The 26,459-nt window shown below is 36.7% G+C and carries 22 protein-coding genes; 4 read left to right on the forward strand and 18 right to left on the reverse strand.

Going from position 1 to position 26,459, the window contains the following annotated elements:
• Positions 1 to 112: 112 nt before the first annotated feature.
• From QEP08_RS06225 to QEP08_RS06260, 8 genes are all read right to left on the reverse strand, one after another.
• Entirely contained in the window at positions 113 to 337 is a 225-nt protein-coding gene (locus QEP08_RS06225; protein WP_285056620.1) for a hypothetical protein, read from the reverse strand.
• Positions 338 to 496: 159 nt separating this feature from the next.
• Positions 497 to 1,273 (reverse strand): hypothetical protein, encoded by a 777-nt coding sequence (locus QEP08_RS06230; RefSeq protein ID WP_285056621.1) that lies wholly within the window; start codon positions 1,271 to 1,273, stop codon positions 497 to 499.
• A gap of 86 nt (positions 1,274 to 1,359) precedes the next feature.
• Positions 1,360 to 2,382 (reverse strand): hypothetical protein, encoded by a 1,023-nt coding sequence (locus QEP08_RS06235; RefSeq protein WP_285056622.1) that lies wholly within the window; start codon positions 2,380 to 2,382, stop codon positions 1,360 to 1,362.
• 45 nt (positions 2,383 to 2,427) lie between these two features.
• Positions 2,428 to 3,759, reverse strand: a complete 1,332-nt coding sequence (locus tag QEP08_RS06240) for an HlyD family secretion protein (protein WP_285056623.1) — start codon at positions 3,757 to 3,759, stop codon at positions 2,428 to 2,430.
• 3 nt (positions 3,760 to 3,762) lie between these two features.
• Positions 3,763 to 5,982, reverse strand: a complete 2,220-nt coding sequence (locus QEP08_RS06245) for a peptidase domain-containing ABC transporter (protein ID WP_285056624.1) — start codon at positions 5,980 to 5,982, stop codon at positions 3,763 to 3,765.
• A 27-nt stretch (positions 5,983 to 6,009) separates the two neighbouring features.
• A complete protein-coding gene (locus QEP08_RS06250) occupies positions 6,010 to 8,169 on the reverse strand; it encodes a glycosyltransferase (RefSeq protein WP_285056625.1) in 2,160 nt (719 codons plus the stop codon).
• Positions 8,170 to 8,176: 7 nt separating this feature from the next.
• On the reverse strand, positions 8,177 to 8,908 hold the full coding sequence (locus QEP08_RS06255) for a capsular polysaccharide synthesis protein (RefSeq protein WP_285056626.1): 732 nt from the start codon (positions 8,906 to 8,908) through the stop codon (positions 8,177 to 8,179).
• Between the two features lie 147 nt (positions 8,909 to 9,055).
• Positions 9,056 to 9,931: a beta-1,6-N-acetylglucosaminyltransferase gene (locus QEP08_RS06260; protein WP_285056627.1), complete on the reverse strand. Its 876-nt coding sequence runs from the start codon at positions 9,929 to 9,931 to the stop codon at positions 9,056 to 9,058.
• Positions 9,932 to 10,077: 146 nt separating this feature from the next.
• On the opposite strand from QEP08_RS06260, the gene QEP08_RS06265 reads away from it, so the two are divergent.
• Positions 10,078 to 11,169, forward strand: a complete 1,092-nt coding sequence (locus QEP08_RS06265; protein ID WP_285056628.1) for a carboxypeptidase-like regulatory domain-containing protein — start codon at positions 10,078 to 10,080, stop codon at positions 11,167 to 11,169.
• A gap of 136 nt (positions 11,170 to 11,305) precedes the next feature.
• Here QEP08_RS06265 and QEP08_RS06270 read toward each other — a convergent pair whose 3' ends face one another.
• The 6 genes from QEP08_RS06270 to QEP08_RS06295 all read right to left on the reverse strand — a co-directional run bounded on the left by QEP08_RS06270 (position 11,306) and on the right by QEP08_RS06295 (position 16,570).
• A complete protein-coding gene (locus QEP08_RS06270; protein ID WP_285056629.1) occupies positions 11,306 to 12,406 on the reverse strand; it encodes a serine hydrolase domain-containing protein in 1,101 nt (366 codons plus the stop codon).
• A 386-nt stretch (positions 12,407 to 12,792) separates the two neighbouring features.
• Positions 12,793 to 13,632, reverse strand: a complete 840-nt coding sequence (locus tag QEP08_RS06275; RefSeq protein ID WP_285056630.1) for a DUF3800 domain-containing protein — start codon at positions 13,630 to 13,632, stop codon at positions 12,793 to 12,795.
• A gap of 220 nt (positions 13,633 to 13,852) precedes the next feature.
• Positions 13,853 to 14,074 carry a hypothetical protein gene (locus QEP08_RS06280; RefSeq protein WP_285056631.1) on the reverse strand — a complete coding sequence of 74 codons (222 nt, stop codon included), beginning with the start codon at positions 14,072 to 14,074 and terminating at the stop codon, positions 13,853 to 13,855.
• A gap of 4 nt (positions 14,075 to 14,078) precedes the next feature.
• Positions 14,079 to 14,690, reverse strand: a complete 612-nt coding sequence (locus tag QEP08_RS06285) for a hypothetical protein (RefSeq protein ID WP_285056632.1) — start codon at positions 14,688 to 14,690, stop codon at positions 14,079 to 14,081.
• A gap of 244 nt (positions 14,691 to 14,934) precedes the next feature.
• Positions 14,935 to 15,351: an HNH endonuclease domain-containing protein gene (locus QEP08_RS06290; protein WP_285056633.1), complete on the reverse strand. Its 417-nt coding sequence runs from the start codon at positions 15,349 to 15,351 to the stop codon at positions 14,935 to 14,937.
• A gap of 310 nt (positions 15,352 to 15,661) precedes the next feature.
• Positions 15,662 to 16,570, reverse strand: a complete 909-nt coding sequence (locus QEP08_RS06295; protein ID WP_285056634.1) for a protein NO VEIN domain-containing protein — start codon at positions 16,568 to 16,570, stop codon at positions 15,662 to 15,664.
• Between the two features lie 301 nt (positions 16,571 to 16,871).
• Between QEP08_RS06295 and dndC the strand changes: the two genes are divergently transcribed.
• Genes dndC through QEP08_RS06310 form a run of 3 tightly spaced genes read left to right on the forward strand, consistent with a single transcriptional unit; the run spans position 16,872 to position 20,708 of the window.
• Complete coding sequence (dndC, locus tag QEP08_RS06300) at positions 16,872 to 18,197, forward strand: DNA phosphorothioation system sulfurtransferase DndC (protein ID WP_285056635.1); 1,326 nt, start codon at positions 16,872 to 16,874, stop codon at positions 18,195 to 18,197.
• Positions 18,191 to 20,329: an AAA family ATPase gene (locus tag QEP08_RS06305; protein ID WP_285056636.1), complete on the forward strand. Its 2,139-nt coding sequence runs from the start codon at positions 18,191 to 18,193 to the stop codon at positions 20,327 to 20,329. The genes dndC and QEP08_RS06305 overlap by 7 nt, the downstream gene beginning before the upstream one ends.
• Positions 20,319 to 20,708: a DndE family protein gene (locus QEP08_RS06310; RefSeq protein WP_285056637.1), complete on the forward strand. Its 390-nt coding sequence runs from the start codon at positions 20,319 to 20,321 to the stop codon at positions 20,706 to 20,708. Before QEP08_RS06305 ends, QEP08_RS06310 begins: the two co-directional genes overlap by 11 nt.
• Before the next feature lie 8 nt (positions 20,709 to 20,716).
• On the opposite strand, the gene QEP08_RS06315 is transcribed toward QEP08_RS06310, so the two are convergent.
• From QEP08_RS06315 to QEP08_RS06330, 4 genes are read right to left on the reverse strand one after another with little or no spacing between them, the layout of a single operon-like run.
• Positions 20,717 to 21,778, reverse strand: coding sequence for an AlbA family DNA-binding domain-containing protein (locus QEP08_RS06315; RefSeq protein WP_285056638.1), 1,062 nt, complete (start codon positions 21,776 to 21,778; stop codon positions 20,717 to 20,719).
• A gap of 2 nt (positions 21,779 to 21,780) precedes the next feature.
• Complete coding sequence (locus QEP08_RS06320) at positions 21,781 to 23,961, reverse strand: AAA family ATPase (RefSeq protein WP_285056639.1); 2,181 nt, start codon at positions 23,959 to 23,961, stop codon at positions 21,781 to 21,783.
• 1 nt (position 23,962) lies between these two features.
• Positions 23,963 to 24,178, reverse strand: a complete 216-nt coding sequence (locus tag QEP08_RS06325) for a hypothetical protein (protein WP_285056640.1) — start codon at positions 24,176 to 24,178, stop codon at positions 23,963 to 23,965.
• On the reverse strand, positions 24,175 to 26,364 hold the full coding sequence (locus tag QEP08_RS06330) for a DEAD/DEAH box helicase family protein (RefSeq protein WP_285056641.1): 2,190 nt from the start codon (positions 26,362 to 26,364) through the stop codon (positions 24,175 to 24,177). Before QEP08_RS06330 ends, QEP08_RS06325 begins: the two co-directional genes overlap by 4 nt.
• Positions 26,365 to 26,459: the final 95 nt, after the last annotated feature.

Genomic DNA, 26,459 nt, shown 5'->3' on the forward strand with positions numbered 1-26,459 from the left:
CAAAATTCTTAAAAACGAAATCTCTGGTAACTGGTTTTATCATAATTTCCTCAGCAGAACGCCTTCAGTATTTCTAAATATCTTGAGACAAAAAGCACACATCAGATATGACCTAAAGCTTATCTATCTCTTCAATAGAGAGATCAGTATATTTTGCAATTAACTCAGCAGACATGCCATCTGCTTTCATTTTAAAAGCAACCTGTCTGGAGCTTTCTAATTTCCCTTCAATTTTTCCCTCAGCCTTTCCCTTCTCCCTGCTAGAAGCAGCAGCCAGGTCATTATCCCACTTGCGTTTTAAATCCTGATCGTACATATCCTGTTCACTCTTAGTCATTTTTGAATATTCTGTAGCTGAGCAGCCTGCTCTATAGAGATTTCTTCGTTATTCATAGCTATATTATTTCCATTATCGGCGATAGCAGTAAAATCTAAAATAGATAAAATAGCTTATTGACATGAAAATATCTTTAACTTTTACTTGTGATCAGTCCCTCTACAACATCGAAATCTTTACAGATCCATCTTTATTAACCCGCACCGATATTCTGACAGGCCACACTCTCTTACCACCGCCATCAACTTTTGGTAACCACGAAGTAGCTTCGCGGCTCATAAACTCCAAAACTTTGTTCGAATAAACAGAAGACTTGCCCTCAATTAGTTTTAATTTTCCAATAGTGCCATTTTTCTCCACTAATCCGGTTAAAATGATAATAGAATCAGTTACCGCAATAGACTTCCATTGTTTAAATTCACGCTCAAGTTTTTCTGTCAACTTTAAAATGTCACCTTTAAAAACAGGATAATTTCCTAAAGCGCCACGGAAAGGTTCAGTATTCCCTTCATAGGTATAAAAATTGAAATGATGCACAAGCGAATCTCGCCGGATGATTGTTGTCAAGTCATAATTAACATTAACGTCCGTCATTTTTTTTATCCCTTGAAAATTGGTCAATTTCGCCGTCGTAGCGTTCGGTAGCGGGAACTGCTTGTATTTTTTGTTAAAGAGATAAACATCACCGTCAAACGTCAACGTATACCGCTCAGCAAAAAAAGGCTCTGGTTGACCCCGAAAAAATATCTCTATAGTTTCTACATCCCCTTTATCATAAAAAATAACAATGTGACTAATGTTACGATACCGGTCAAAAAACTGATTGGCTGAAGGATTGTAAATGCTCACATCAAAACCTGCTCTTGAAGTAGTTTGCGCTTGTAGATGAAGGTAAGAGATTAATATAAGAATGATAATAAAAAAGATCTTTTTCATAGCCATACTTTAGATGTCTTTACTGAATATTGAAAGACGTTTCCTGTATGAAATAACAGGAAACGTCGGGTGATAAACAAGTTTTATTAATTTCGTTTATAATATACGATATTCGTTACATAATTAGAATTTGGTCCTTGGATATGCCTACCATGAAATTGTTCTTCTGTTTGTTTTACAACTCCTGCATTGTTATTTTTCGAAGTATATGACCCGTCTGAATTGATGATGCCGGAATGTACAATGGAACTAGGTCCGCCTCCTACGGGTGTATCCCAAATTATTGCATAGTCGGCCTGCTCCTTCGGAACAATGCTATATGGGCTGTTTGAATCGGTACTGGTTAATACGTCATTAAACGCTGTTGTCTCGTCGCCGGGCAGATCGCTATCAAATATCCAAACTTCGCCATTTGCAAAAGCAAATCCTGTGCAGTTGGATTTATGACGGTCTTCAATTGTTATTAAATTACCATTGCTGTCCCTCACTTCTGTAACTTCATATGCGGTTATTTCATCACCATCTGCCGTTTTGATCGTAACCTCCCGAAAAGTCATTTTTTCTCCATTAATCGTCACGTCTGGAAGAATGTTATCCGGTAATGTTCTACCGGTTGGGGTTTTGATTATCTTTCCACTAGCGTCTTTTTTCCACGGATCGTCATTGCTTGCAGGTGGCGGCGGTGGCGGTGGCGTGTAAACATAATTTCCGCCACCAGTAGGAGTAAAAGAGTAACCATGCGCAGCAAAATAGGCAGTATAATAATCCAGTATACTATTACCACTAGAAAAATAGCCACTATAGTTAAAACCACTGCTGCCGCTGGAACCGCTACTGCTTGGAGCCTGTCCAACAATAACGACCTCATCCAGCATAATCGCACCAGATGTTCCGCTGAAATAATAATTACCACTCGAATCCTGACTCATCGGAAATCCTTGATCCTGCAGGTAATCCACGACCTCATCAACGGAAGAGTTCCAGGTTAAACCACTTGATCCCGAGCTGCCGCTCCCGTTTCCGCCCAAGATAAAGGAAAGTTCTGTTTGCGGGATGACAGCTAATTCCTTTTCCAGCTGATCAAAAGCAAGTTTTAGTTTTCTTTTCATAAAATTTGTTTTTAAATAGAAATTGGTTAATTATATAATTCTTATTTATTTAGAATTCCCTATATATTTCATATTATCAAAAAATCGTTCGATCAATCGCCGGTCTTTGGTAATTATTTCAGCCGTCCCTCGTGATTCAGATTTAAAGTCCAGTGCGGTACCATAATTTGTTGTCATACCTTTAGGAAAAGTCACAGTGACCAGATAAGAATCCACCATTTTACCATCTCCCATTTCAATTGGACTGGAAACCAGGGCAACATTATAGACTACCCCCTTTATATACCCATATTCCATGTATGGAAAGTCGGCAAGTCTGATAATCACTTCCTGACCACGTTTAACTTTTCCCGCGCCCCGTACAGGCAAAATAATTTTTCCGAACACCTTGTTTTCACTCGGAACAATTGAAAAAATCGGCTCGCCTGCACGTACAAACTGATTGTCGCTCCAGAACTTTAAAAACTGAACCTTTCCTGAAATAGGCGTTTTAATCAGATACTGTTTTTCCCAAACATTAATCTTATCAATCAGGTTGTTAAACGAAGTCAATACTTCCAGATTCAGCTGGAGCTCTTTCTCTGATTTAGCGATACGGTTCTGTTCTATCGTATGTTCAGTGTTGGTGATCTGTTCACGAATACCGGCTGTATTTCTCAATGAAGATTTCACCTGATCCTCCGCGTAAATTCTACTGGCCAAAGACCTTTCAAACTCAGCCTGACTCATCACTTTACGCGCAAGCAAGATGGAATCTCTTTCAAGGAATTTATTAGACAGCTTGAGGTTTTGGTAACTTAAGCCTTCTTTTTCCTTTAGGGTTTTAAGCGCAAATTCCTGTTCAGCTAATATGTTAGACAAAGATTTCTCCTGTCTCTCAAAAGAATGGTGATCCTGATAATCGGCCAGTTGCTTGGTGCTTGAAAGAAAAGAAGCATAAGGAATGGTGAGATCACCAAGATTCAGGTTTTTAGGCAAATGATTATAGATAGTCCTTACATCAGAAGTAGGCGAAGAAATATTGGCAATCAGACCTTTTATCCGGGCCACAACTTCCGGATGCGCCGGATTGTCAATCCATGCCAGCAGCTTTCCCGAATTAACATTATCCTGTGACTTGATACGATTAATCTTCAGAACACCATTCTGTTCATTGACAAGCTGGACCGGAGCCTGCTCAGCAGAAATTGTGGCATCACCCATGACGATATCCGGATACTTGACAATAAAGCCAAACAATAGGAGTAACCCGACAATAAAACAAACCACCAGCGTGATCATTTTAGCGAAGCTATTAGGCATCCGTTCTATGATGTCAGTTACTTCCTCCGTGCGCCTGGAAGTAACAATATCGCTTAATTTTTGTACATTTTCCATAGCTTAGTTCGGTAAGAATTTAATTTCAGATTGACTTTCTACAAGTTGGCTATATCTGCCTCTCCGTTGTATAAGGCTATCATGATCACCCACTTCAACAATGTACCCATCCTTCATAACCACTATCTGGTCAGCTTTTCTGATTGTACTTAATCTGTGAGCAACAACGATTACTGTCTTACCATGGAAGATCTGATCAAGTGCCTGCGTGATTTTCTGTTCGTTGATGGTATCCAGTGAATTTGTGGCTTCATCAAAAAAGAGGATGTCAGGGTTTTTGTATAAAGCTCTTGCAATTAATACGCGCTGTTTCTGTCCGCCACTCAGTCCGCGTCCATCTTCGCCCATTTTTGTTTGGTATCCCATTGGTAATTGCTCTATTTCATGAGCGATATTGGCGGCCGTCACAGCTTTTCGTAATTTCTCATTATCAAGTTTTTCATCATCAAGAATAATATTATTCAATATCGTATCATTGAAGATCTTGCCGTCCTGCATTACCGCACCACATTTGGCACGCCATTGTCGTAAACTTATGTTATTGATGTTCAGACCACCAACCAACATTTCCCCAAAGCTTGGTTTATACAAACGGAGAAGTAATTTTAGTAACGTCGACTTACCACTGCCGCTATCCCCAACTATAGCAGTAACCTTACCCTGAGGAATGATAAGGTTGATATTCTTCAATATAATAGGGGATACCTGGGTGTAACGAAAAGACATATTATTAATGATAATGTCATTATTTACCGCCAGGGTCATATCATTATTGCCAGAATCTTCGTCCTCATCCTTTAGAACTTGAATCTCATTTAAACGCATGAAACTGATCTGCGCGAACTGAAAGGTCACCATAAAAGAAATTAATTGCTGTACTGGTCCATTAAGCACACCGATGATAAATTGCGTAGAAATCATAACACCAAAAGTGATCTCACCCTGAATAACAGCCTTAGCACAAAAAAAAGTGATAAGTAGATTTTTTACACTGTCAATAAAGCTTGCGCCAAGGTTTTGGACATTATTGATGCTGAGCATACGCAAATTAATTTTGAAAAGCCTTGCTTGAATGCCTTCCCATTTCCAACGTTTGGCCTGCTCGTAATTGTTAATTTTAATGTCTTGGATACCGCTAATGGTCTCTACCCAGTAACTTTGATTTTTTGCAGTCAATTCAAAATACTCCCAATCCAGTTTCTTACGAAACCTAAGAAAGCCCATTACCCAAAAAATGTATAGCAGGCTTCCCGCAATGAAGAGGATAAAGATTGTCAAGTTAAAGGTGAGTAATACTATCGCGAATATTAAAAAGGTCAAAGAAGAAAAGATCAGGTTCAGCGAATTATTCATAATGAAACTGCGAATGCGTTCATGGTCATTAGCCCGCTGTAAAATATCGCCCAACATCTTGTTTTCGAAGAAAGTTACAGGGAGCTTCATTAGCTTTATTAAATAATCGGAGATGAGGGCAATATTGATTCGTGACGAAAGGTGCTGGAGGATCCAGTCACGTACCGCCGCACTCAAAGTAAGACTTACAATCAGGGCCAGGTTAGCAATTAGAACAATGTTAATAAAATCGACATCCTGAGTTTGAATCCCAACATCAATAACCGCTTTTGAAATAAAAGGGAGCATTGCCTGCATCCCGGTAATCAAAAGCATCACAATACCCAGATAAAGGAAGCTCTTTTTATAAGGCAGGAAATACCCGACGAGATTTTCCAGCTGCTTTCTCCTCTCTGCCCTTTCACCCTCCTGTCGCTGTTTGAAGTCAGCCTGGGGCTCCATGATCAGCAAAACCCCGGAGTCCATATTTTGGTCCTTTTTAAACCATTTATCCTCAAATTCCTTGCGGTTGTAGGTCACATGGCCTTTGGCCGGATCAGCGATGTAAAACTTAAGATTCTCACCACGTTTTTCCTTGACATCATACAACACAACGAAATGGCTGTTGTCCCAATGAACAATAATGGGAAAAGGAACTTTCATTACAATGTCCTTTATGCTGCAGTAGGCAGCCAGTGTCCGAAGACCTATGGCCTCTGCTCCATAAGAAATACCAGCGAGGGAAACACCTTCACGGGTATTCCCGCATAAATCCCTCAAATATTGCAGGGAATAATACTTACCATAGTGTTTAGATATCATTTTCAGGCAGGCAGGACCACAGTCCATCATATCTAACTGTCTATCTACAGGGAAGCTATATAAATTCATGGATGATATATTAAAACAGGTTAGGGACTAGTAAATACCACAATAAAAGCGCTTTATATGATCCTTCATTTCATACATGAAAATATCAGAATATGCGTATTTACTTTGTTGGGATCTTAGCACTTTATCCAGCCATTTCTCCAGAGAAACGTGCTTTTCAGCAGTATTGAAAAATTTAGCCTTTAATCCCTGACCTATCGCAATGTGAGTAGCCAGTTCATCAACAGAATGTTCAATTTCGAGATTTTCGAGTTCTGTATAAATCAGGTCGGCAGCACTGTCCCTTTGCGATTTTGCATTTTCATTGGACACATTCTTTCCATGCAGCCGATAATAGGTCAGACATTCAGGTATATTGAAAGCCTTATGTTTCTTAAGAATTTTGAACCACAAATGATAATCCTCAGCATGCGGGTACTTATTAGAGTACCGAATCTGTTTCACTACATTGGCACGCATCATCACAGCCGGATGAGAGAAGGGGTTTTTAAACAGTATTGCATTTCGGATTTCTTCGACAGTCACGGGATACTGGTTTATGCCAATTATATTACCTGAATGATCAATCACATAATGATGGCTTCCTACAAGAGCCACAGATTGATTCTCATCTCTCTCTAAAAATTCAACTTGCTTCCAAAGCCTATCCTCCCGCATCATGTCATCAATATCTATCCGGGCGATGAATTTACCTTTGGCATATTTTACCGCTAGGTTGAGACCAGCAACAATGCCAAGTTTCGTTTCATTACGGAGAATGACCATCCGCTTATCCTTATATCGCTTTAATAAGCGAAGCGTCTTGTCTGTCGAACCGTCATCGATTATAATTAATTCAAAGTTTGAATAGGTCTGATTCAGGATGCTGTCAATACATTCTTTGAGGTACTTCTCACCATTATAGCAGGGCAGAATGATACTTACGAGCGGACCAGATGACGTTTTTCTTGTCAACACCACAGGTTTATCAGTATCAGCCATCAGCTTTTCGTAAATCCTGACAGTTTCATTGGCCATCTTTTGAGCTGTCAAATATTGAGCAGCATATTCTTTGGCCATAGACGCCCTTTTCTGAGCGACATCTTTATTTTTCAGTACAAATAGCAGATTTTTTGCAAGGTCGTCCGGCGATACAAAAGCATTTTCGTTGCCCAATGTCAAAGGCGTCCTGAAGCCATACTCCTCCGGTACCAACTCAGCCAGACCATCCACATCCGCAACGATAATAGGCAATCCATGGTGCATCATCTCTATGGTTGTATAACTGCACTGTTCGATGTAAGAAGGCACAACGCCTACATCCGCCATTTGATAGAAGTCATATAATGTTTTTTTATCAAGCATACCCGTCACCGTCAGTTTCGCCCAGTTTCTTTTGGTATTTTTAAAGATACCCCTGTGGTCCCCATCACCAGCGATAACCAGACGTACATTGCTAATACTTTCCAGCACCTTGTCAAACGCCTTAACCAAGTCGAAAACGCCTTTTCTTTCATTCACATTGCCTGCGAAAAAAATAATATGCTCGTTCTGATTAAAGCCATATTTTTTTTTCAATACTCTCTTATCCTGTACTTTAAACTTTCTAAGCCCTAATCCGTTCCGGATTACACTGGTTCTCTCCGCCGGAAATCCAAAAAGAAGTCTTAATGAATTCTGTGCCATCTCTGTTACACATAAAATATGGTCAACAGAATGATAAGTTACCCACTCCCGCACCAGGGCAAGGTCCAGATACAGAGGCCGTGCAGAAGAAAGCAACTGTCGGTTCAGCGTACGGAACAAGGGATAACCAGTCGTAATAGAATCACGCCATGGAATGCAATGCTTGGTTAAAATGGTTTTACAATTTATTTTTTTCTTTAATTGCTGTGCAAAAGGCGCATGATTTATCCAGTTGAAATGAAACAGCACCTTATCCTTTCCGTTGGTCTCCTGCATTAAATAGTCGGCGAGCTGATCATCCAGCTTATGATTTAGCCAAATACCAAGATCGTGAGGGACAAAGTATTTGTTGATACCCTGATCTGTTACCTTTTGTATTTCCTTATAATCTGTAGCCTTGACAAAAAGAAAATTCAACTGTATTTCTTTCTTTTTTGAAATATAGTCCGATAACTGAGAAACGTAAGTGGTCAAGCCACTATTGGTTTGATTAAAATAATCAATGAGATAAAGCTGGAGCATAATTTTGTTATATAGGGGGTGATTGTCTTATATTTTCTATAAAAGAGCCATTGTCGCCCTGCATTTTCGGGTCAGTACCATTGGCTTCCCACATCTTCTGCCAAAGGTGTACGATATAAGAGTGCTTAACAATATCCGCAGAGTCAACAGTTAAAAATTGTTCAAAATTTTGAAAGTCAACAGGACAAAACGCTTCAGGAGGCTGCATGAACGAATGGAGTTTCATTCTTCTGATCACTGTATCCATATGCATCGCGCCAATTTCAGTCCAACAGATATCAGCGGCATTCTTTGATCTTAGCGTTGCAAGGATCAAATCCAGTAATTTCTTGCCGAATGCGGATTCTTTAGGCATTTTAATAACAGCGTTGCAGACTATTGGTCTGCCACTCCCGTCCCTTTCTGTCGCAAAAACAAAAGATTCTTTAAAATCCAGTTTTTTTAAACAAACCGTATCGCAGTCCACCCACCATCCACCAGCCTTGTGCAAAAGTACAATCCTGAACAAGTCTGAAAAAGTAGCATAAGAATTTCTGGTGTCTTTAAATATTAGATCTTTATGGACAATGTCATTTGCATCCTTTACTACAATATGGGGAGGAAGGTTATGAATTTTTTGATAGGTGTAAAGATGGAAAATGTGTCCCATAGCAGGGTAAGATTTCATACATAACTCCTGCAACGGACCTATTCTGTTATCTATCCACAGACTTTTAACGACTAAATTATTATTCTCCATTGACTAATTTTTAGTACAACAAAAACACAATTGCTTTAATACAGAAAAAAAATAGTTCTTGAGAATAATTCCAGACTGAGAGAGAGAGTTAAGAGCTCAAGCGTTAATCCTAAATTAAAAAAGTAAATCGAAAAATGCAAATATTTTTTACAGTTGTTTTTGGGCGACGAGGCCAGTTTCTATCAAGTCAATTACAGTTGAATCAACTGATAAATCAAATTTTCTGGCAAAGTGGTATTCAGAAAACATAAATCTATTTAAATCTTCCTCGGTTAGCAGTTTCGGCTTTGGGCCCGGCGATTTCCAGTCTATAAACCGTAGATTATTATTGGTGCAGTTCGCCCCGAATACTGAATTTAAAATTATTGTATGGAAGAAAATCTCTTCCGGATGTACAACCATTTTAAAAAAATGAACAAAATACGGATTATCCTTAATAAACGAATAAAGATAGTTTGCACAGGACTTCGTTATAGTAAACCAGTTAGAGCCACCATAAGGAATCAGATCACCGGGGATATTTCTGACTTTGCAACCGTCTGATAACTGTTGACGATAAAATACGGCGCTCTTGTCGTAACCCAATTCGTCGACAAGCCAATAATACTCATACCGGTGCTTGCCACCATTACCCATCCATTCTGGGTTTGGAAGTTTAGAAAATTCAAAGAATTCTTTTCCATTGTGGCTTGCCAGGTATTCTAATATGTATTCATTTGTTTTGATTGGATAGTCCTGTCCGCTTATGAAGCTTATGTAATCGTATTTGTTTAGTGTTATAGAAGCACTCAACAGCATCATCTGGGCATACAGAATACTAAATCCTCCCCAGTGGACTTCAATACGCCTGTCTAAAAAGTAAACATTATTATTTCTCAATTTATCATTGAATTCATCCAGATCAATATCTGCCTTTTTGTCGACGTGAATAAAGATATCAATGTCAGGATGGTCTAAAGACTTTATTAGTCTCGCGAGCAGATCGAATTCTTTGTGGGCAAGGACGAGATAAGCGACTTTCATTTGAGAGCGAGTTATTACTTAATTTAGTTTTATCGATTGCTAAGATATAATTTAATTACAATTTGAAAATAACAACAAAGCTATTAAAAATAAAATTTTTATTTTAGATTAGTAATTAACCTTAATCCACAGTAAAGCACTCTCAAATGTATCCAAAAGTTGTTTTAGCCGTTATTTTCTTACTCTCTTTTTTTTGTTCTGAAGCGCAGGAAATTTATTCCATCAGCGGCATCGTGAAGGATGCCAGCGGGGAGACGTTACCTGCAGCAACAATTTTTCTGGACGGTTCCGAAAAGAAAACCTATACAAACGGCAAAGGGGAGTTCATATTGGGAAAATTATCACCAGGAACCTACGAACTTACTGCTCATTTTGTCGGGTATAAAGCTTCGAGAAAGAATGTAATTATAAAGGATAAATCGGCAACAGTAAATCTTACAATGGAAGTTGCTGAGAATTCACTAAAAGAGGTCGTGATCACCAATAGTAAAAGCCGGAACAAGTATATCCAACTATTTTTGAAAAGCTTTCTGGGCGATACCGAAAATGGCAAATCATGCTACATCGTTAACCCAAAAATAATAAGATTTTCAGAACAAACGATGTACGTGACTGCTAAAACAAGGGATTTCCTGGAAATAGAAAATAGAAACCTGGGGTACCGGATTAAATATTTGCTCAGGGATTTTAAATTTAACCGTTCAACATTAATATCGAGCTATACCGGTGAATGCATTTTTGAAGACCTAAAGGGTACAGCAGACGAGATGAACATTTGGAAAAAAAACAGGAGGGAGGCCTACTACGGATCATTGATGCATTACTTAAGGTCTTTATATGCCAATACTGCAGCCAGGGAAGGTTTTTATTTCTATGCCATAAAAAACGCGAAGCAAGAAACACAGCAGATTGATACCAGGCAACTGAGTGTACAAAACATTGCTAAACCCATTGACAGCAATTTCCTTGAGATGGAATTTTCCGAACCTTTATACGTGTTTTATGATTTTCAGAAAGATCAATCACCAGCCGACACGCTAAACGACGAAGAACGTATTACTAAAGCTTTTAACGCGAAAACAGGCTCAATTATGGAATTATATCTGAAGAAAGCCACCATTGACGCAAAAGGAAGCATAGTAGATTACCGCAGTTTTCTCATTAAAGGGTATTGGGGAGAAAGGAGAATAGGTGATCAGTTGCCTTTTGAGTATGTACCGGATGAGAAGAAATTGTGAGATGACACCTTTTTGGCCTGCAATGCGTAAGGTACAAGTGCTCAACAGCATACACTTATGGCCAAAACTGTTCATTTTGTAAGTATTGAACTCTGCCCGCTCCGGGATAAAAGTTAGGTAGGTAGAGAATCAATATTCAAATCCCCTCCCACAACCTACCAGCCGTCTCGGACAAATTAACGCCACTAGCATTATAATTCCGCATTATTATTACCCCATATTTCTTATCCAATTCTATTGAAAACTGTGCTGTATAGCCTGGCACCCATCCATCATGCCCAATTACATCAGAACCCGGGATTACGAACATACCCAAACCATAATCTTTGCCACCTCTGGGGATTTGTTGCATCTTACGAATGCTGGCTTTGCTGAGCAAACCCGGTTGTACCATGAATGTACTAAAAAACTTGGCCAGATCTGCTGGAGTTGAATACAGGCTGCCGTTGGCCGCTGCGGGCCCCCGGCCTACATGCATACGTCGCGGCAGTCCGGCGTCTGCAGTGCCATTTCTATTGTCCAGCCCCTGTGCCAGATTCTCCCTATTTGGATCAATCGAAATGAAAGTGTGCGTCATATGCAGCGGATATATAATCCGTTCTTTAACCATTGTCACATAAGAAATGTGGGCAGCGCGTTGCAAAGCCAGCTGTAATATAGCATGGCCTAAATCAGAATACAACCATTGCTTGCCCGGTCTTGAGGCAAAAGATGCAGTAGGCAAGTCGGCCAGTAGTAAACGTTGCCACACATTTTCACCCCCCACAGCTACACTCTCATGAGCAGCGTACCGGTATAGTCCCGATGTGTGCGAAGCCAACTGCCTGAGCGTAAATTTTGTATCCTCGCCGTATCCAATTATTCTGGCAACTTCAGGCACGTATTTTTCAGCGGGATCATCCAGAAGAACCGTTTTATCTTCAACTAGCATCATCAACAGGGTGGAAGTAAAGGTTTTGGTAATGGAGCCCATGCGATAAATCGTGCCAGTATCTGCCAGTTTTTTCGTATCACGATTTGCATAGCCAAACGCCTTTGCCCATATCACTTTGTCATTTTTTACAATTGCAGCCGATATGCTTCCGTCTATTCCATCATCCGCTACACTGGCTTTCAGTTCATTTTCAAACCTCGCTATCGCCCGGGCCTCACGTTGGGTATATTGGGATAAACAAAACAGAGGACATAAAAAGGCTACAGCGCAAGCCAGGAATAGCATTTTTCTCATAGGCAGCATACCAATACATTTTGATTTACAGCAAGATAGCAAATGTGTTTTGTGCAGGCAAATTCACCAGCATGGCTATTGAATGCAGACGAAATTTCTATATTTAATCAAATTAACGTTATGAAATAAAGCGAATCGTTTAGAAATGACTGGGAGAAACTGTAAATCTGTTTCTTGTCTCCTTTAGCGGCAGGGAACCATGGGCTAAGGAAGCGATAGGGCACCTCTCCGTCAAAGTAACGCAGCAAGCGATGTGTTGATGTATTGTTGCTTGCTTTAAGCGTGCTGACTAATGGTGCATAGAAAATAAAAAGTGAGTGAATGTTTATTTTAGTTGGAATATTCTTACATTTGTATCGGAGGCTTTGCTAGCGATAGCATTGCCTTTTCTTTTTTTATACTATAACAATACTCCATATAGTATGATTTTGGACGTCGCCTATTTGCCTTGACGTGATGTACCTCATAGACTTTAACAAATCCAGGTACGTATTTAATTCTTCTCGACACGCCTTATCAAGCTTTCCGGCTCTGAAATTCCAGGACAATATATAAGCAATGAAATCTACAATCTGAATTCCTGTTGTCAAATCACTATGAACAAAAAAGGGTTCTGGAATAATAAGTGCAGATCGGGTTCTCCCTTTAAGTGTCGATTTAAAGTATCTGTCCATTTGGCTTAAAACCAAATGACTTGCAGATTTGTCCAGTTCATCAAAAACAACAATACCTTGCATTTGATCTTTCTTGTCCTCTAAAAAGTAATAAAACCTTTCAAATAAATATACATAATCCTTTCGAAGCATATTATTGTCATCAGGAATTGTTCCCGGGTCTGCAATTATAGATGCAAAAACTTTGCATCTAAACCGTATACAAAGTTCAAAAATCTGTTTCGCGTAATCTAATTTTGCTTGTGCAAGTGCAGTTAAACCCAATTTAGTTACGGGCAAACTTGGACCAAGGGCCTTTCTTGCATTTTCTGTTCTATCAATTACTGGAATAGGAGGCATCTGACTAGCTAATCGAAAAGTCTTCTTTTTAAGGAACTTTCTGGCTTTAATCTCATTCTTATCATCCCGATATTTTTTTCCGAAACAAGATATCTCTAAATCATGAATTGACTTAATTAGATTCCATAGATCTTCATCTTTAATGCTTACACCAGCAAGTACTTCATAGGGGGAATCGTGATGATCCTGACCACTCTCATCGATAAATAAAAAATATGCCATTAATTTTTGGACGCCTTTAAGTGACAGCAAACATATATAAAAGCTGTTTAATAATCAAAAAGAAATTATTGATCAAAAAATTGAAATATTTTGTATTATTTGTAAATTATTTGGATTTATTTCCGATATTATAATTACTGCAAAAATATGAAAGCGCTCGATGGTTAGAACAAAAGATCTCTCCTTCGTCGAGATGACGGAAAGGGTCGTACGAAGGTCGCTAAAGAAACTCAAACCCATTATTACTCGCAATAGTAGTTAAAGGCTGTATATTATCTTTAAACTTAGCCTTTAACACCTGAATATCCAAGTTACCAATATCCCCCAAATCCGGAACAAACGTCAGGTAATCCTGCAGCAGCTTTTCCGTATTCTTATTGTGCGCATCGCTGACCAGAGTCTCAGGGATGAGGTTGCATAGCAGATCGTGAGACCATCGCATTCTCCTAGTCTAAAAATTTAATGGTTTTCGATATTCTGACAATATGCTTATTCAATTTCCTAGCACTACCAGGATTATAAAAAAAGTACAGCCAAATATCTGCCCGGCTTTCTTTATGAATGAATAAAGTTTTACATAACCAGTATTGATCCTTGTACGGTCCAGGCAAAGTCAAGTCATAGGTGCCAGAGCGGTCAGCACCATATTTATTTCGAGAAACATCCCTGGAGTCATACACTATAGGATTATTTACTGTATCACGGCCAGCAACTTTAAGATAGTTCTGATTGAGATCGTTAAACATACCAAACTTTTTTAGTCTTTCTGATAATGCTTTGGTTGTGTCAATCTGAAACAAAGCAAAATAAATAAGCACACTGTCTTTTAGGGCTTTCAGCTGATGACGCGACCCAGTCAGAATTATTGATCCCAGTCGGGCGTTGTGAGAATCATATATCAACTCATAGCCCTTGGGTGGCATATATGCGACCTTTATGCGATCAAGTTGTGCCAGGAATTTCTTTTTTGTAATTGGTCCATCATCATCTTCCACAAACTGTGCATTAGCATGAAAAAAACCAAATACCAAGAAAAAAAAGATTATCACTCGATTCATTACATCTTATTTCAATTTCCTATAGCCATCGATTAACTAAGATAGTAATAATGACTTAGAGAAATCGGGTAAAGAAAGAGTACTTTGTATACAATGCAGAAAAGCATTGCGTCTAACCTGTCATAAACTCAAACCCATTATTACTGGCAATGGTAATCAAAGGCTGAATATTATCTTTAAACTTAGTCTTTAGCACAGAAACATCCAACTTGCCAAAATCAGTCAAGTCCGGAATAAACGTCAGTTAATCCTGCAGTAGCTTTTCCGTATTCTTATTGTGCCCATTGCTGATTACCGTCTTTAGCCCAAGCACCTGCATATCAAAGTACAGATCAAAATGATGTGCCATAGACGGCAGCTTGTCGCATTTGCTGCTATTGAAACTTTTATCAGCAGGGATGAGGTTCCACAACAGATCGTGAGACACAAACGCATAAGGTACAAAGTGCTCCACGGCATAGTCACCAATGGTCAATTTTTTTTGCGTATAAATGCAATTGACCGGGCCATTGTGATGAATTACCAGGTCCCAGAAATCCTTGCGTTGTTTTGTTAGACCATTCCTTTGAGGCGGCTTAATCAGCTTGTTTGGTATGTCAGGGACATTAGGATTGTGCTTTTGCAGATATAGGCTCAGGTGCCAATAGCAAAAAGACTTCAAAATACCGCTGTTTTGGGAGAGGTGTGCAATCCATTTTGGATTAATGCTTACTTCATGCTCATTTACTCCATAAGCGAATCGTTTAGAAATGACTTGGACAAACTGTAAATCTGTTTCTTGTCTCCTTTAGCAGCAGGAAACCAGGGGCTAAGGAAGCGATAAGGTACCTCTCCGTCAAAGTAACGCAGTAAGCGATGTGTAGAGCTATTGTTGCTCGCTTTTAGCGTATTGATGATACTATGCTTTTTGGTGTCGATGTTCAGGTTTTCGATGACATAATTAGCGACTTTACAGGAAAGAATTCAAGTGATTATTTAACCTTTTCAATCTTAAAGCTCATTGCGGTACTGAGATAATGGTTCATATTTAACAATTCAGCTAGATCTTCAATGATTTCAATCTTAACATCTTCCGATGTAACATTATTCACCAGGTATATCTTGAAATTCTTACCAAACTGCTTTGCAGCATTTAGCTCATTAATTGTTATCAGAAAGTTGTTAAACAAAGCAGCTGTTGTAGCTTTTACTTCTATGTAGATTGTATCTTTAGCAGCATTAACATATGAAATATCATAACCATATTTTTCATTCTTGATGGCATGATGGTTTATTGTTTCAACCTCTTTTTTGCTTAATGTGCGTTCAAGATACGAGATAACAACTTTTTCACCTTGATTGCCAATCTTGGTTGACTCCTTAGAGTATCTCGGCAAGAGGTTTCCAGAAGATTGTTTCTGATCTTTTGGTTTTGCTGTAGCTATTAGTGAATTATTAGCCAAGCTTATGTTTACTTCCGCTAGGTTTGGGAAAACTGTATCAATTATTGTTGGTTCGTTAAATATCTCTGCTTGCCTAATCAGTCCTGAAATCCCAAGGATTTTATTAAATCTTTCCTCGCTAATGATTCTAACGCCATCACGCCAATGATTCGATTTCGTTACTTCCTCATAATAATCTCCCCCAGCGTCTTTGAATTTAACTGGCGTATAAAATGGAAGATAGTCAACTATTTCTGCATAGTATTTTTTGTCATTTTTCTCATCTTGATATACATCGCCTATCATAGCATAACCAAAATAATGCTTGACCCCACCTTTGTAGTAAATCACTTTTGTTCTGGGTGTTAGAATGCGTTTATATTTATTTGGGAAATGATATTTTACACCAGTTTCATCATTCCATTGAGATACCTCATTTTCAGCTATTATAGCAAACATTGTTATACAAGATTTTGTGCGTTAAATAATTATCTTGTAATGTTGTGAAAAATATTTTAAACTCTAATATTTATTTGAAAAGAGTAATGAGGCTCCATCTTTTGTTACTAACATAATATGACGCCTTGTTGATAACTAATCATAGTTACCTATCCTCTAAATATCTAATTTTAATCTCGTTAAATTAAAACCGATAAGAAATGACTTTATGAGTTTATTCTTATTTAATCACGTAAGCGTCAATGTTTTACCCTAAGGGATGAAGCATTGACGCTTTTGTGGTTTTATCAATTTTAGAACTATGGCACTTGATTTAAAGTTTTTAGAAGCGGAAATACAAGATCAATATCTTAATGATGATAATCCTCGACCTTGGATTTTAGGATTTTCGGGAGGCAAGGATTCTACAATGCTTCTACAGGTGACATGGCTAGCCATACGTAAGATTGACCCAATTCTTAGAAAAAGACATGTGTATGTCGTTTGCAATGACACATTAGTCGAGAATCCTAGGATTGCAAAATTTATCCATATTACGTTGGATAGAATTCAGAAAGCAGCAGCCGAAGAAGGCATGCCTATTTCTGTTCAACAGACAAATCCACGTTTGGAAGATACATTTTGGGTAAATCTACTTGGTAAAGGCTACCCAGCTCCAAATAATACTTTCCGGTGGTGTACAGATCGTTTAAAAATCGATCCTACTACTCAATTTATAAAATCAAAAATATCAGAAGTAGGGGAGGCAATCATACTATTAGGTACCCGAAGTGACGAAAGCAATAGTCGGGCGAAAAGTATAGAAAGAAGTAAAATACATATTGACAGTGAACGTTTACGTAAACATATGTTGCCTAATGCTTTTGTTTTTGCTCCAATTAAAGATGTAGAAACGGATGAATTGTGGGCTTATTTATTACAGGTTAATCCACCATGGGGTGGCACTCATCGTGATTTAATTACTTTATATAGGAATGCTTCTGGCGGTGATTGTCCTCTCGTAATTGATACGACAACGCCATCATGTGGACAAAGTCGTTTTGGTTGTTGGGTGTGCTCTGTTGTTAAACGTGATAAATCTATGGAAGCCCTCGTTGACAATGGAGAAGACTGGATGGAGCCGCTTATCGAGTTTAGAGATATGCTGGTGGACTATCGAAATGATAGGAGCTGGCGACAAACCTGGCGTAGAAATCAAGACGAAGATCACGCCGATGAAAATAATTGGGGACCTTATACCCCCGAAAAGAGAGCGTTTATGTTGCAACGCTTGTTAAAAGCTCAGAAAGAAGTGCAAGAAGAAGATCCGAATTTAATACTCATAAATTACCAGGAACTAGTAGCCGTACAAGTCACGTGGCATCGAGATTCTATATTTGATTTTAACGTTGCTGAAATCTATAATTCGGTATATCAAACCCAAATGGGTAAAGAAGAGTTTTCTGATGATCAAATATTTGAAAAAGATCTGCTAAAGCAAGTTTGTGAAAATGAAGAGGATTTCCAACTTATAAATGAGTTATTGGAACTCCAAAAATCTAAAATTATTTTAGTAAATAAATATGGTATACAGAGCGATATAGATAATCATTTAACGAATAACACTAATAGACGCTTGGTATGTTAATCGATCGAATTAATTTAAATAATTTTAGGGCTTATCAGGGTAAACAGCAATTAGCACTCTCCACAAATCCTGAAAAGCATGTTACTATCATCTCTGGGCAAAACGGTTTTGGTAAGACCTCGCTATTAACTGCTTTAGTATGGGCATTATATGGCAAGTTAATGGTAGACGTTGATGAGCGATATAGAAAAGAAGTTCAGGAAAGTGGCGGGTACCATAGGTATGCATTTAAACTGATGAATCGAAATGCTCTGCAGGCCGCAGCAGCTCAACAGCATGTATTAGAAGACGAAAAATCACATACCAAAAATATATTAGAACAACGACGAATTGATACTGATATTGAAGCGCTGTATAGTTTTAGTTGCAGTATTATATTAACTAATATATTTATACCGCATCTTTCATGTAATGAGCTAAGCATTACCCGAACCTATAATACACGGAAAGAAAAAGAAGAACTTGAAATTCTGATAGATGGGAGAGTAAACGAACTCACCAAAACAATAGGGCAAGAGATTTTTATCAATGATTTTATTCTACCAAAAGAAATAGCTAAGTTCTTTTTCTTCGATGCTGAAAAAATTACAGCATTAGCTGAAGTAAAGAGTTTAGACGAGAAGTTATATTTTAGTAAGGCGTACACTGAAGTCTTAGGAATTAAAAAATATACTGATTTAAAACAAAACCTCGAGAATCTACAACTTAGGATTAGCAAAAAGTCAGCTTCAAAGGGTGATCTTAAAAAAATAGAAGATTTACAACATAGACTTAACAAGCAAGATGAACTTATTCAATTACATAAAGGAGATCTGGAAAGAAAAGAACAAGATTTATTAATTAAAAAAGCAGATTTGGCTGAGGCTCATGAAAAACTGGTGAGGTTGGGAAGTGCAATGACCGATGAAGAATTGAATGATTATAGAAAAATGCGGATGAATTTACGTGAGGCTATTTCCAAGAATAAAGCAGATTTTGCAGACCTTTTAGAGTTGGCGCCCTTTGCTATATTGATGGGCAAGATGCAACGAGTACAGCAACAAATTTCATCGGAAGAAAGACAACAACATCAAAATCTAGTTAAAGATTTATTATTGGAGAAATATGAATCATTAAAAATTGCATTTGCTAAAGTAAAAACTATAGATCAGAATGACGTTGCGCTTATATTACAAGAGCACTTACAAGAGCAGACGGATACCACAACGAATATTTTGTTAGGATTTACTAGTGATCAAATTAATCTTTTCAATACTGTATATGCAAATTTACAAAATGCCTATGCCAAGCAATTTAAAGCGTTGGTCGCTGAAGGTAAACGGTTACAGAGCAGTTATAACATTGCCAATAAAAAGCTACAAGACGCAGATTTAAAAGCTAATGATCCGGTAATTAAAGTACTAAAGTCTAATTATAATGAGTTAAGCATTGAGGTTGAAAAACTAGAGGAAAAGATAATAGTACTTAGAGTAGAGTTGGGGATTGCTGATAAAGAAGTATCGACCCTTCATCGTCAACTTTCTGAACAGACTAAGCATATTAAAGTTGAAAGGCAAGATCAAGAAAAAGCAGCCACCGCTGCGAGATTAATAAGGCAACTTGAAATATTTATTTATCAGCTCAAACTCAGGAAAAAAGCTTCTTTAGAGAAGAATATCAAAAAAGAACTCAATAACTTAATGCATAAACAAGATTTCGTACACCAGGTAGACGTGAAAATCGAAGGTGATCTGATTGATATAGATCTCTATGATTCTTTAAAAAATATTATCAATAAAGAAGGTTTATCGAAGGGTGAGCAACAACTGTACGCAACTGCTTTATTGAAAGCATTGGTAACTGAATCGAATATCCAGTTCCCAGTATTTATCGATAGCCCATTGCAGAAATTGGATAAAAAGCATGCTGCTAATATCATCAAAGAGTTTTATCCTTCTGTATCTAGTCAAGTCGTTTTATTTCCACTGTTAGAGAAAGAACTTTCTGAGAATGAATATGAACTTCTGCTACCTAAAATAGGTAAGGCATATTTGATCAAGCAGGAAACCAATTACGCCTCAACATTTATTGATTTATGGCCAAATGATTTGTTTAGCCAATTTAATCAAAGCTTAATTTCTCATGTTCAGTAGCATCAAAACTTCAAGATCTAATAAAGATTTGGTAACACAGCTCACCAATAAGTTAAATCTTGGGGCTGAGAACGTTATCGCTCGTTTAGCCTTCAGTTATTCCCTAGCAAAAGAAAGTAAGCTGGATATAAAACATATGAAGGATTCACAAGGGAAAGAGTATAATGTGAAAGTTCTATTTGGTAATTATCTAGATGTCTATCTTTCACTTTTAGTTATGCACTATCAAATTAATATCAATCATATAGATATTAGTAAGTATGTCAAAATGCATATTGATGATGGATTAGAACTGATAGATTATGAAATAAAGAATAGAACTTCCGTTTCCGGCAATGACTTTATAGTAAATGAGATAGAAAAAGGCCTACTTTTGTAAACCCTTTTCTATCTCCAATTAGCTCTAATATATTCTATCATTTCTGAGGCTTCCAAAGCTTTGGTAGAAGCAGATCTTCTGATATAAAATTCTTGTTTATTTCCATCTGCCTTATTACTTAAAATAATTTGCTTTGAGCTTCTTTTTACTTCAAGCATGCAAATAGTTCTTTCGCTAATTAAAGGGAAGCTTATTTGGACTAAGGAAAAGAATGCATTTGTGAAATATTGTTCTATTAGATTATCTAAATGCTTTTGAAATTCATCCATTAAGTCCTTTTTATTTCCAAAAGATTTTAAATCAACTTCTAAACCTAAAATTTCTTTCTCATCATCCACACCAATAAATAAGATGCCTCCAGAAGAGTTTGCAAAAGCGGCCAAAGTTTTCATACAGCTATGCTCCATCTTTCTATCAGGATTGCCAGTATTTAAATTAATTCTTAAAGTAGACTTAAATTCAATATTTGAAGTTTCTCCTTTACTTATAAAGTTCATCACATCTATTTGACTTTTTGCTCCAACATCAATTGAAACTGTTTCGATTTCTTCTATTTCTTCATCCATTTTAGGCATCAAGTCAAACTCCTCCACTATATCGTCGAGTAAGTCAATAAATAAGTATTGAGAGTTCGAAAGTTCATCTTGATCATACTTATTCTTTAGGTAAATTAAACCTCCATTTGCATATTCCTCTATAAAGGTGATAATCTTTTTTATGACTTCATCCAGCTGTTTTTCTGACATTTGCTCTAACTCATCCCATTCAAACCCTATTTCGTCGGAGTTACTAAAAACCACAAATAATAAATAATTAATGATGTTCCCCCTTTTCCACATATTCATTTTAACAAAGTCTGTGGTCTGTGTACGAGGCGGTAACTCTACTCTAGAGTTAACGTGCAGACCTATAAAAAAAGCATATATGTATAATTCATATTGTGGCCCAAATTGGGAAAACTGACCTTTACTATCTCCTTTGTTAGCTAAAGCTTTAAACAATGGCTCGTGAGAAAGTGCAAATCTTGGGCTCTTAATTAGAATTGCGTCTTTAAATTCTTGACTGGTCATTTTTATTTTAGTTTAGTTTTTAAGGTATAAGCTTCAATTTGTGGTAAGCCCTCAGGAATTTGATTTACATATATGGTTTTTACTTTAGCATTAGTGAGTAATTCATTTCCTAAGGCATTGAGTTTATTTTTAGAATCTTGTTCGTAAATATCCTTAATCAACAAGATACTTTGAGGGAACACTTCGGCGGTTTCTTCAAAGAAACCTTTTATAAATGCTTGTCCAAAAGCAGAGAGAGGAGCGTCTGCCAGTAATGGATATTCATAGCCAGTTTTCGAAATTGATATAATCGCCATCAAAACCGATAATACTTTCATTCTTTGGAACCCTTCAGAAGCGCCACTTACTTCATTCCCATTTTGATCCTGATATCTAAACTCAATAGCATCATTTACAGATTTAATGAATTTTAATTCACCCCCCTTCAAATCATTATATTTAATGAGGTTTTTAAAATGTACGTTAGCATGCTCCTCTAACTTGTTGAGCATATCTTCATAGATCCGATCTTTAGTTCGCTCAGCTGCATTTTTGAGATCCATAGCATAGCTGTAGTTTTGTTTATAGCTTTCAGGGATGTTTTTAATAGTTAGTCGCCCTTTTTCTTCTTCTAACAAATGTAAATCTTTGTTTAACTTCTGTAGTTTTAAGTTGCTATTTTCTAGTTGTCGCTTAGTATTTTCTAAATTACTAATGGCATTTTTATATTCGGCCATTATTGACTTAGTACTACTTTCTGCATCATCATTTCCTATGATTAAATTAGATCTCTTATCTTTTAAATCTTTTATTCTAGCTACTAAAACTTTAATTTTTTCATTGGTTTCATGCTCCTTTTCTCTAGTTTCTTTGACGGTATTTAGCACATTCCCTGTGGCCTCTAGATATGGGTGCGAACCCATAAGAATATCAGACATAAACCTGCTCAAATCATTCTTGAAAATTTCAATATTTGATTTTTTACTTGGTCTTTCTAAAAGTTTAATTAGGTGGTTATGCTCTTCAGAACCTTTATGAGCTGGCCGATTACAGATGTAGCAAAACTCCTTATCGATCATTGTTTTTAGCGTAACATAGTCTGGAGAATCTGTAGGCAAAAACTTAACCGAACTGTTATCTTCCGTTTTCAGCTTTTGCAACTTAAAAGCTGCTCTTTTTTCATTGTAATCTTGAAACTTATTTCTGAATTTTTTTTCATATTGACTTGTTCCATGTGCAATCCATGCATAACTAGTGTCGAAAAAGCGTTGGGTAATTTTACTAGTTAGATTCTCGTACTCCTCCTTTAAATTGTTTAGGTGTATATTAGCAGTTTTTATTTTATCGTCAAATTCTTTTCTTTTTTCCGCATTTTCATTTGCTGTTTCTAAGCTTTCTATTTTATCTTTATATTCAATAAAGTTACTAGTGTACTGAATATTTCGCTCTTCTTCTATTTCCAAATCCTGACGTAACCGTTCTATTTCCTCTATTATAGAGTCAAACCTTTGTGTATCCTGGTTGGAAGCTTTTATTTTATTGTTAAGACTATCTTCCGCTCGTTTAAACATATAGCTAGTAGTGTCCTTAAGCTTATTATATGTTTGAATATTAGTCAATGTTTCTACTGCATCTTTTATAGCTTTTGGATTGGAAAAATCTATCAACTTATCCACCTCTTCACCTTGGAATAGTGAATAAGGTCTTAGTTTTATCTGAATTAGCTTATTTAAAATTCTATTTCTCTCATCTTCTTCTCTGACGGGATGGTATTGTAACAGAATCAAGTCTCTTTTGGAAACTTCTATTTCTTCTATATAGATATACCAATCATCGGGCGAAGTAATAGATTCTCCAATTCTTTTAGCAGTGAAGCCTTTTGTAATTTCGTATTCGTAATTACTATCTTTATATCTAACTCTAATACCACATCGAGCTTCCTTACCCTTTTCCACTTCGTTTTTGGCCTTATCAGAGAGAATTTTTAATGCCGCGGATCTAATTGAGGGTCTACTTTTTGTATCAGAATCTAATACTTCATCTTTAAAGAGCCATAGAAAGCAATTGAAAAATTTGGATTTTCCATTTCCGTTGTCGGCAACTACAATGTTTACACCTTCGTCGAAGATATACTCGTTTTTTTCGAAACTGCCATAATAATTATAGAAGTTTTTAAAAGATATGTTTGTAATTATCGATGCCATACTAGGAAATTTTCATAATGTTTTTCAACTGGTTATAGGTCGTAGCATCAGAATGATTCTGTAGAATAGATGCCCTAATAATTGTGGCTAAATATTCAATAATAGGATGGGCATATGGCGGCGCCAATTGCGCTTTATTGATGGCATCTTCAGATAGCTCATATTTAGCTTTTAGTTCTTCATCTCTTAAGATGTCTCGCAGTAAGTTCTCGTTCATTCTTTAATTTCTTGAATTAAAATATTTACATCAAGGTCATATATTGTACAAATATCTTTTAACTCATTAATAGTGTATTTTGCATTGATCGCTAGACTAGCAAAATATGCAACTCTATTTAGTTCTGTTCTTAATAAATTGCGCTCAATATTATAAAGACTAGGATCTATGTCATTTTTTCTCGGTATTACTACCATATCGTATATAGTAGCAAATGCTTTATCCTTGTGATTCCGCAAGAGCCTTCCTCTACGCTGTATGTATTGTCTCGGATTCCCGGTACTACTCGCAAAAATCCCTATCTCAGTTCGAGGAACATCGACACCTTCGTCAAGCATTTTCATAGCAAAAATGATATTGATGATCCCTTTTTCAAATTCAAATAATATATCGCTATGGTTAGCATCCTTTGCAGTATAAGAGCTGAGTTTTAAATTAGGGTCAAACCTATGAGCTTCCTTTAAAAATTGATAAAGCAAATTGGATTCTTCACCATATGCATCAAACCCCTCTGGTACATAAGCAAAAACATATTTTAGCTTATTCTTGTCTTTTAATTCCTTTAGTATTTCTTTAAAAATTGATAATTTTCCTTTTGCTTTATGTATAATTCTTTTTCGCTTAAGAAGCAAGGTTTCAACAATTGGATTGTCTTTGAACTTTATATTTTCAAAGTCAAAGTATTTTAATAACTCCCTAGAAATTTTATTGTATTCTTCTTGTTCTTCGGAATCTAATTGTACTATTTTTGGATAATAATAATAATTAGTTAATCGGTTTTCTTCTAGTGCCCTTGCCATGGAAAAATTATAACAATAAGGCTCGTGATCTTTAAAAAAAGAATTTAAAAAATCCGTACCTTTTGGATCATAAACTCTTTTAGGAGTAGCGCTTAAACCAATTCGCTTTTCTGGATTTATCTTTTGTAATATGTCTACAAAGCTATTACTTCCCAAATTGTGGGCTTCATCTGCGATAAACAAAAATGTTTTAGCAATATATTTATAATACTTTTGAAATTTAGCTGAAGCAAAAGTGTCGTTTACAGCAATGATGCACAAATTAGGTTTAATGCCATATTTATAATTGCTACAATAATCGGCAAATGCCATTTCCCAAATATTACCTCCGCCTACTTTTAAAATGTTCTTGAAATTGAATTTTAATACTTCACTTTCCCACTGATTCAGGAGTGCTACTGAAGGTACTAGGATCATGAAATGATATGTCTGAATTTGGTTAAATAAGTTAAGGACGCAGTTTAAGGCAGTTATGGTCTTTCCAGTGCCCGTAGCCATTGCAAATAGGCCTGCGTAGCCATTTTTTACCCAATTGTTGTATGCTTCAATTTGGTAATCCATAGCGCCAGTTACATAAGGAAACTTGGGCTTGTTACTCATTTTTTCTAGTTCAAACTCTAAGTCATTTATATACGAAGCCAAAAGGTCATTGCTAAATATTTCATTCTTCTTGCGGATCAAGTCAACCTCTTCAACCAATAATTCTTTTAAATCATAGCCATTATAGAACTCATCTTTAATTATTGTAGAAATACTATCGACATCTAAATACTCTAAAAGAGCAGCTTTTTCATCGAAAATCTCATCGAAATATATTTGATCTTCTTTGATTTTGTAACGTGAAGCCTCTCCATCACTTGTTAAAAAGCAGTTTAAACTTTCAGCATTTTCCAACAACCCAAAAGCGGTGAAGTTACAGGAAGCATGGAATGAAAGGCTATCATTTCCATCTCTGAAGATGCCGTCCTTATAATGAGCAATACCTTTAGATTTCGGTTTAACGATCTTGATTTCAATTCGATCGTTAGCAATCAAATACGCTAGACATTTAAAAAAATGTTCACCGTATTCATCTAAGCCATCCCTAATACTCTTAATGTCTTCCAAATCAAATGGAATTTGCACATCTTTGTTCTTGCCCGCTATTATAGCTGCTTTGTCTTTTTCAGAAAGAATGTGGTTAGCAATAATGCGCATTTTACCTTCGTTGTAGATAAATCGAGCAAAACCCAAAGACAATACATTAATAGCAGCGGAACTAAAATAGCCCAATAGTAAATCAAACTCTTTAGAGTTGCTAAGACAGTCTAAATAGAATTTTAAAGGTTCAAATTCTGAACCTGATCTATAGCTTTTACTTTTCGGAAAGGAAATTTGATTGAGCATTATTATAAAGTGACAATTCCCTATTATTACTAGTATTCCTAATTTTTGTAATATTACCAAAAAATATATTAAGTTTTCCAAAATGATAAAAGAAT

The organism is Pedobacter ginsengisoli (genome assembly GCF_030244015.1).
In the GTDB taxonomy this organism is placed as follows: Bacteria; Bacteroidota; Bacteroidia; order Sphingobacteriales; family Sphingobacteriaceae; genus Pedobacter; species Pedobacter ginsengisoli.

What these genes read in the sequence shown, in the direction of transcription:
- QEP08_RS06225 (WP_285056620.1), bottom strand. Translation starts at nt 337, where the DNA reads ATGACTAAGAGTGAACAGGATATGTACGATCAGGATTTAAAACGCAAG.
- QEP08_RS06230 (WP_285056621.1), bottom strand. Translation starts at nt 1,273, where the DNA reads ATGAAAAAGATCTTTTTTATTATCATTCTTATATTAATCTCTTACCTT.
- QEP08_RS06235 (WP_285056622.1), bottom strand. Translation starts at nt 2,382, where the DNA reads ATGAAAAGAAAACTAAAACTTGCTTTTGATCAGCTGGAAAAGGAATTA.
- QEP08_RS06240 (WP_285056623.1), bottom strand. Translation starts at nt 3,759, where the DNA reads ATGGAAAATGTACAAAAATTAAGCGATATTGTTACTTCCAGGCGCACG.
- QEP08_RS06245 (WP_285056624.1), bottom strand. Translation starts at nt 5,982, where the DNA reads ATGAATTTATATAGCTTCCCTGTAGATAGACAGTTAGATATGATGGAC.
- QEP08_RS06250 (WP_285056625.1), bottom strand. Translation starts at nt 8,169, where the DNA reads ATGCTCCAGCTTTATCTCATTGATTATTTTAATCAAACCAATAGTGGC.
- QEP08_RS06255 (WP_285056626.1), bottom strand. Translation starts at nt 8,908, where the DNA reads ATGGAGAATAATAATTTAGTCGTTAAAAGTCTGTGGATAGATAACAGA.
- QEP08_RS06260 (WP_285056627.1), bottom strand. Translation starts at nt 9,931, where the DNA reads ATGAAAGTCGCTTATCTCGTCCTTGCCCACAAAGAATTCGATCTGCTC.
- QEP08_RS06265 (WP_285056628.1), top strand. Translation starts at nt 10,078, where the DNA reads ATGTATCCAAAAGTTGTTTTAGCCGTTATTTTCTTACTCTCTTTTTTT.
- QEP08_RS06270 (WP_285056629.1), bottom strand. Translation starts at nt 12,406, where the DNA reads ATGCTGCCTATGAGAAAAATGCTATTCCTGGCTTGCGCTGTAGCCTTT.
- QEP08_RS06275 (WP_285056630.1), bottom strand. Translation starts at nt 13,632, where the DNA reads ATGGCATATTTTTTATTTATCGATGAGAGTGGTCAGGATCATCACGAT.
- QEP08_RS06280 (WP_285056631.1), bottom strand. Translation starts at nt 14,074, where the DNA reads ATGCGATGGTCTCACGATCTGCTATGCAACCTCATCCCTGAGACTCTG.
- QEP08_RS06285 (WP_285056632.1), bottom strand. Translation starts at nt 14,690, where the DNA reads ATGAATCGAGTGATAATCTTTTTTTTCTTGGTATTTGGTTTTTTTCAT.
- QEP08_RS06295 (WP_285056634.1), bottom strand. Translation starts at nt 16,570, where the DNA reads ATGTTTGCTATAATAGCTGAAAATGAGGTATCTCAATGGAATGATGAA.
- dndC (WP_285056635.1), top strand. Translation starts at nt 16,872, where the DNA reads ATGGCACTTGATTTAAAGTTTTTAGAAGCGGAAATACAAGATCAATAT.
- QEP08_RS06305 (WP_285056636.1), top strand. Translation starts at nt 18,191, where the DNA reads ATGTTAATCGATCGAATTAATTTAAATAATTTTAGGGCTTATCAGGGT.
- QEP08_RS06310 (WP_285056637.1), top strand. Translation starts at nt 20,319, where the DNA reads ATGTTCAGTAGCATCAAAACTTCAAGATCTAATAAAGATTTGGTAACA.
- QEP08_RS06315 (WP_285056638.1), bottom strand. Translation starts at nt 21,778, where the DNA reads ATGACCAGTCAAGAATTTAAAGACGCAATTCTAATTAAGAGCCCAAGA.
- QEP08_RS06320 (WP_285056639.1), bottom strand. Translation starts at nt 23,961, where the DNA reads ATGGCATCGATAATTACAAACATATCTTTTAAAAACTTCTATAATTAT.
- QEP08_RS06325 (WP_285056640.1), bottom strand. Translation starts at nt 24,178, where the DNA reads ATGAACGAGAACTTACTGCGAGACATCTTAAGAGATGAAGAACTAAAA.
- QEP08_RS06330 (WP_285056641.1), bottom strand. Translation starts at nt 26,364, where the DNA reads ATGCTCAATCAAATTTCCTTTCCGAAAAGTAAAAGCTATAGATCAGGT.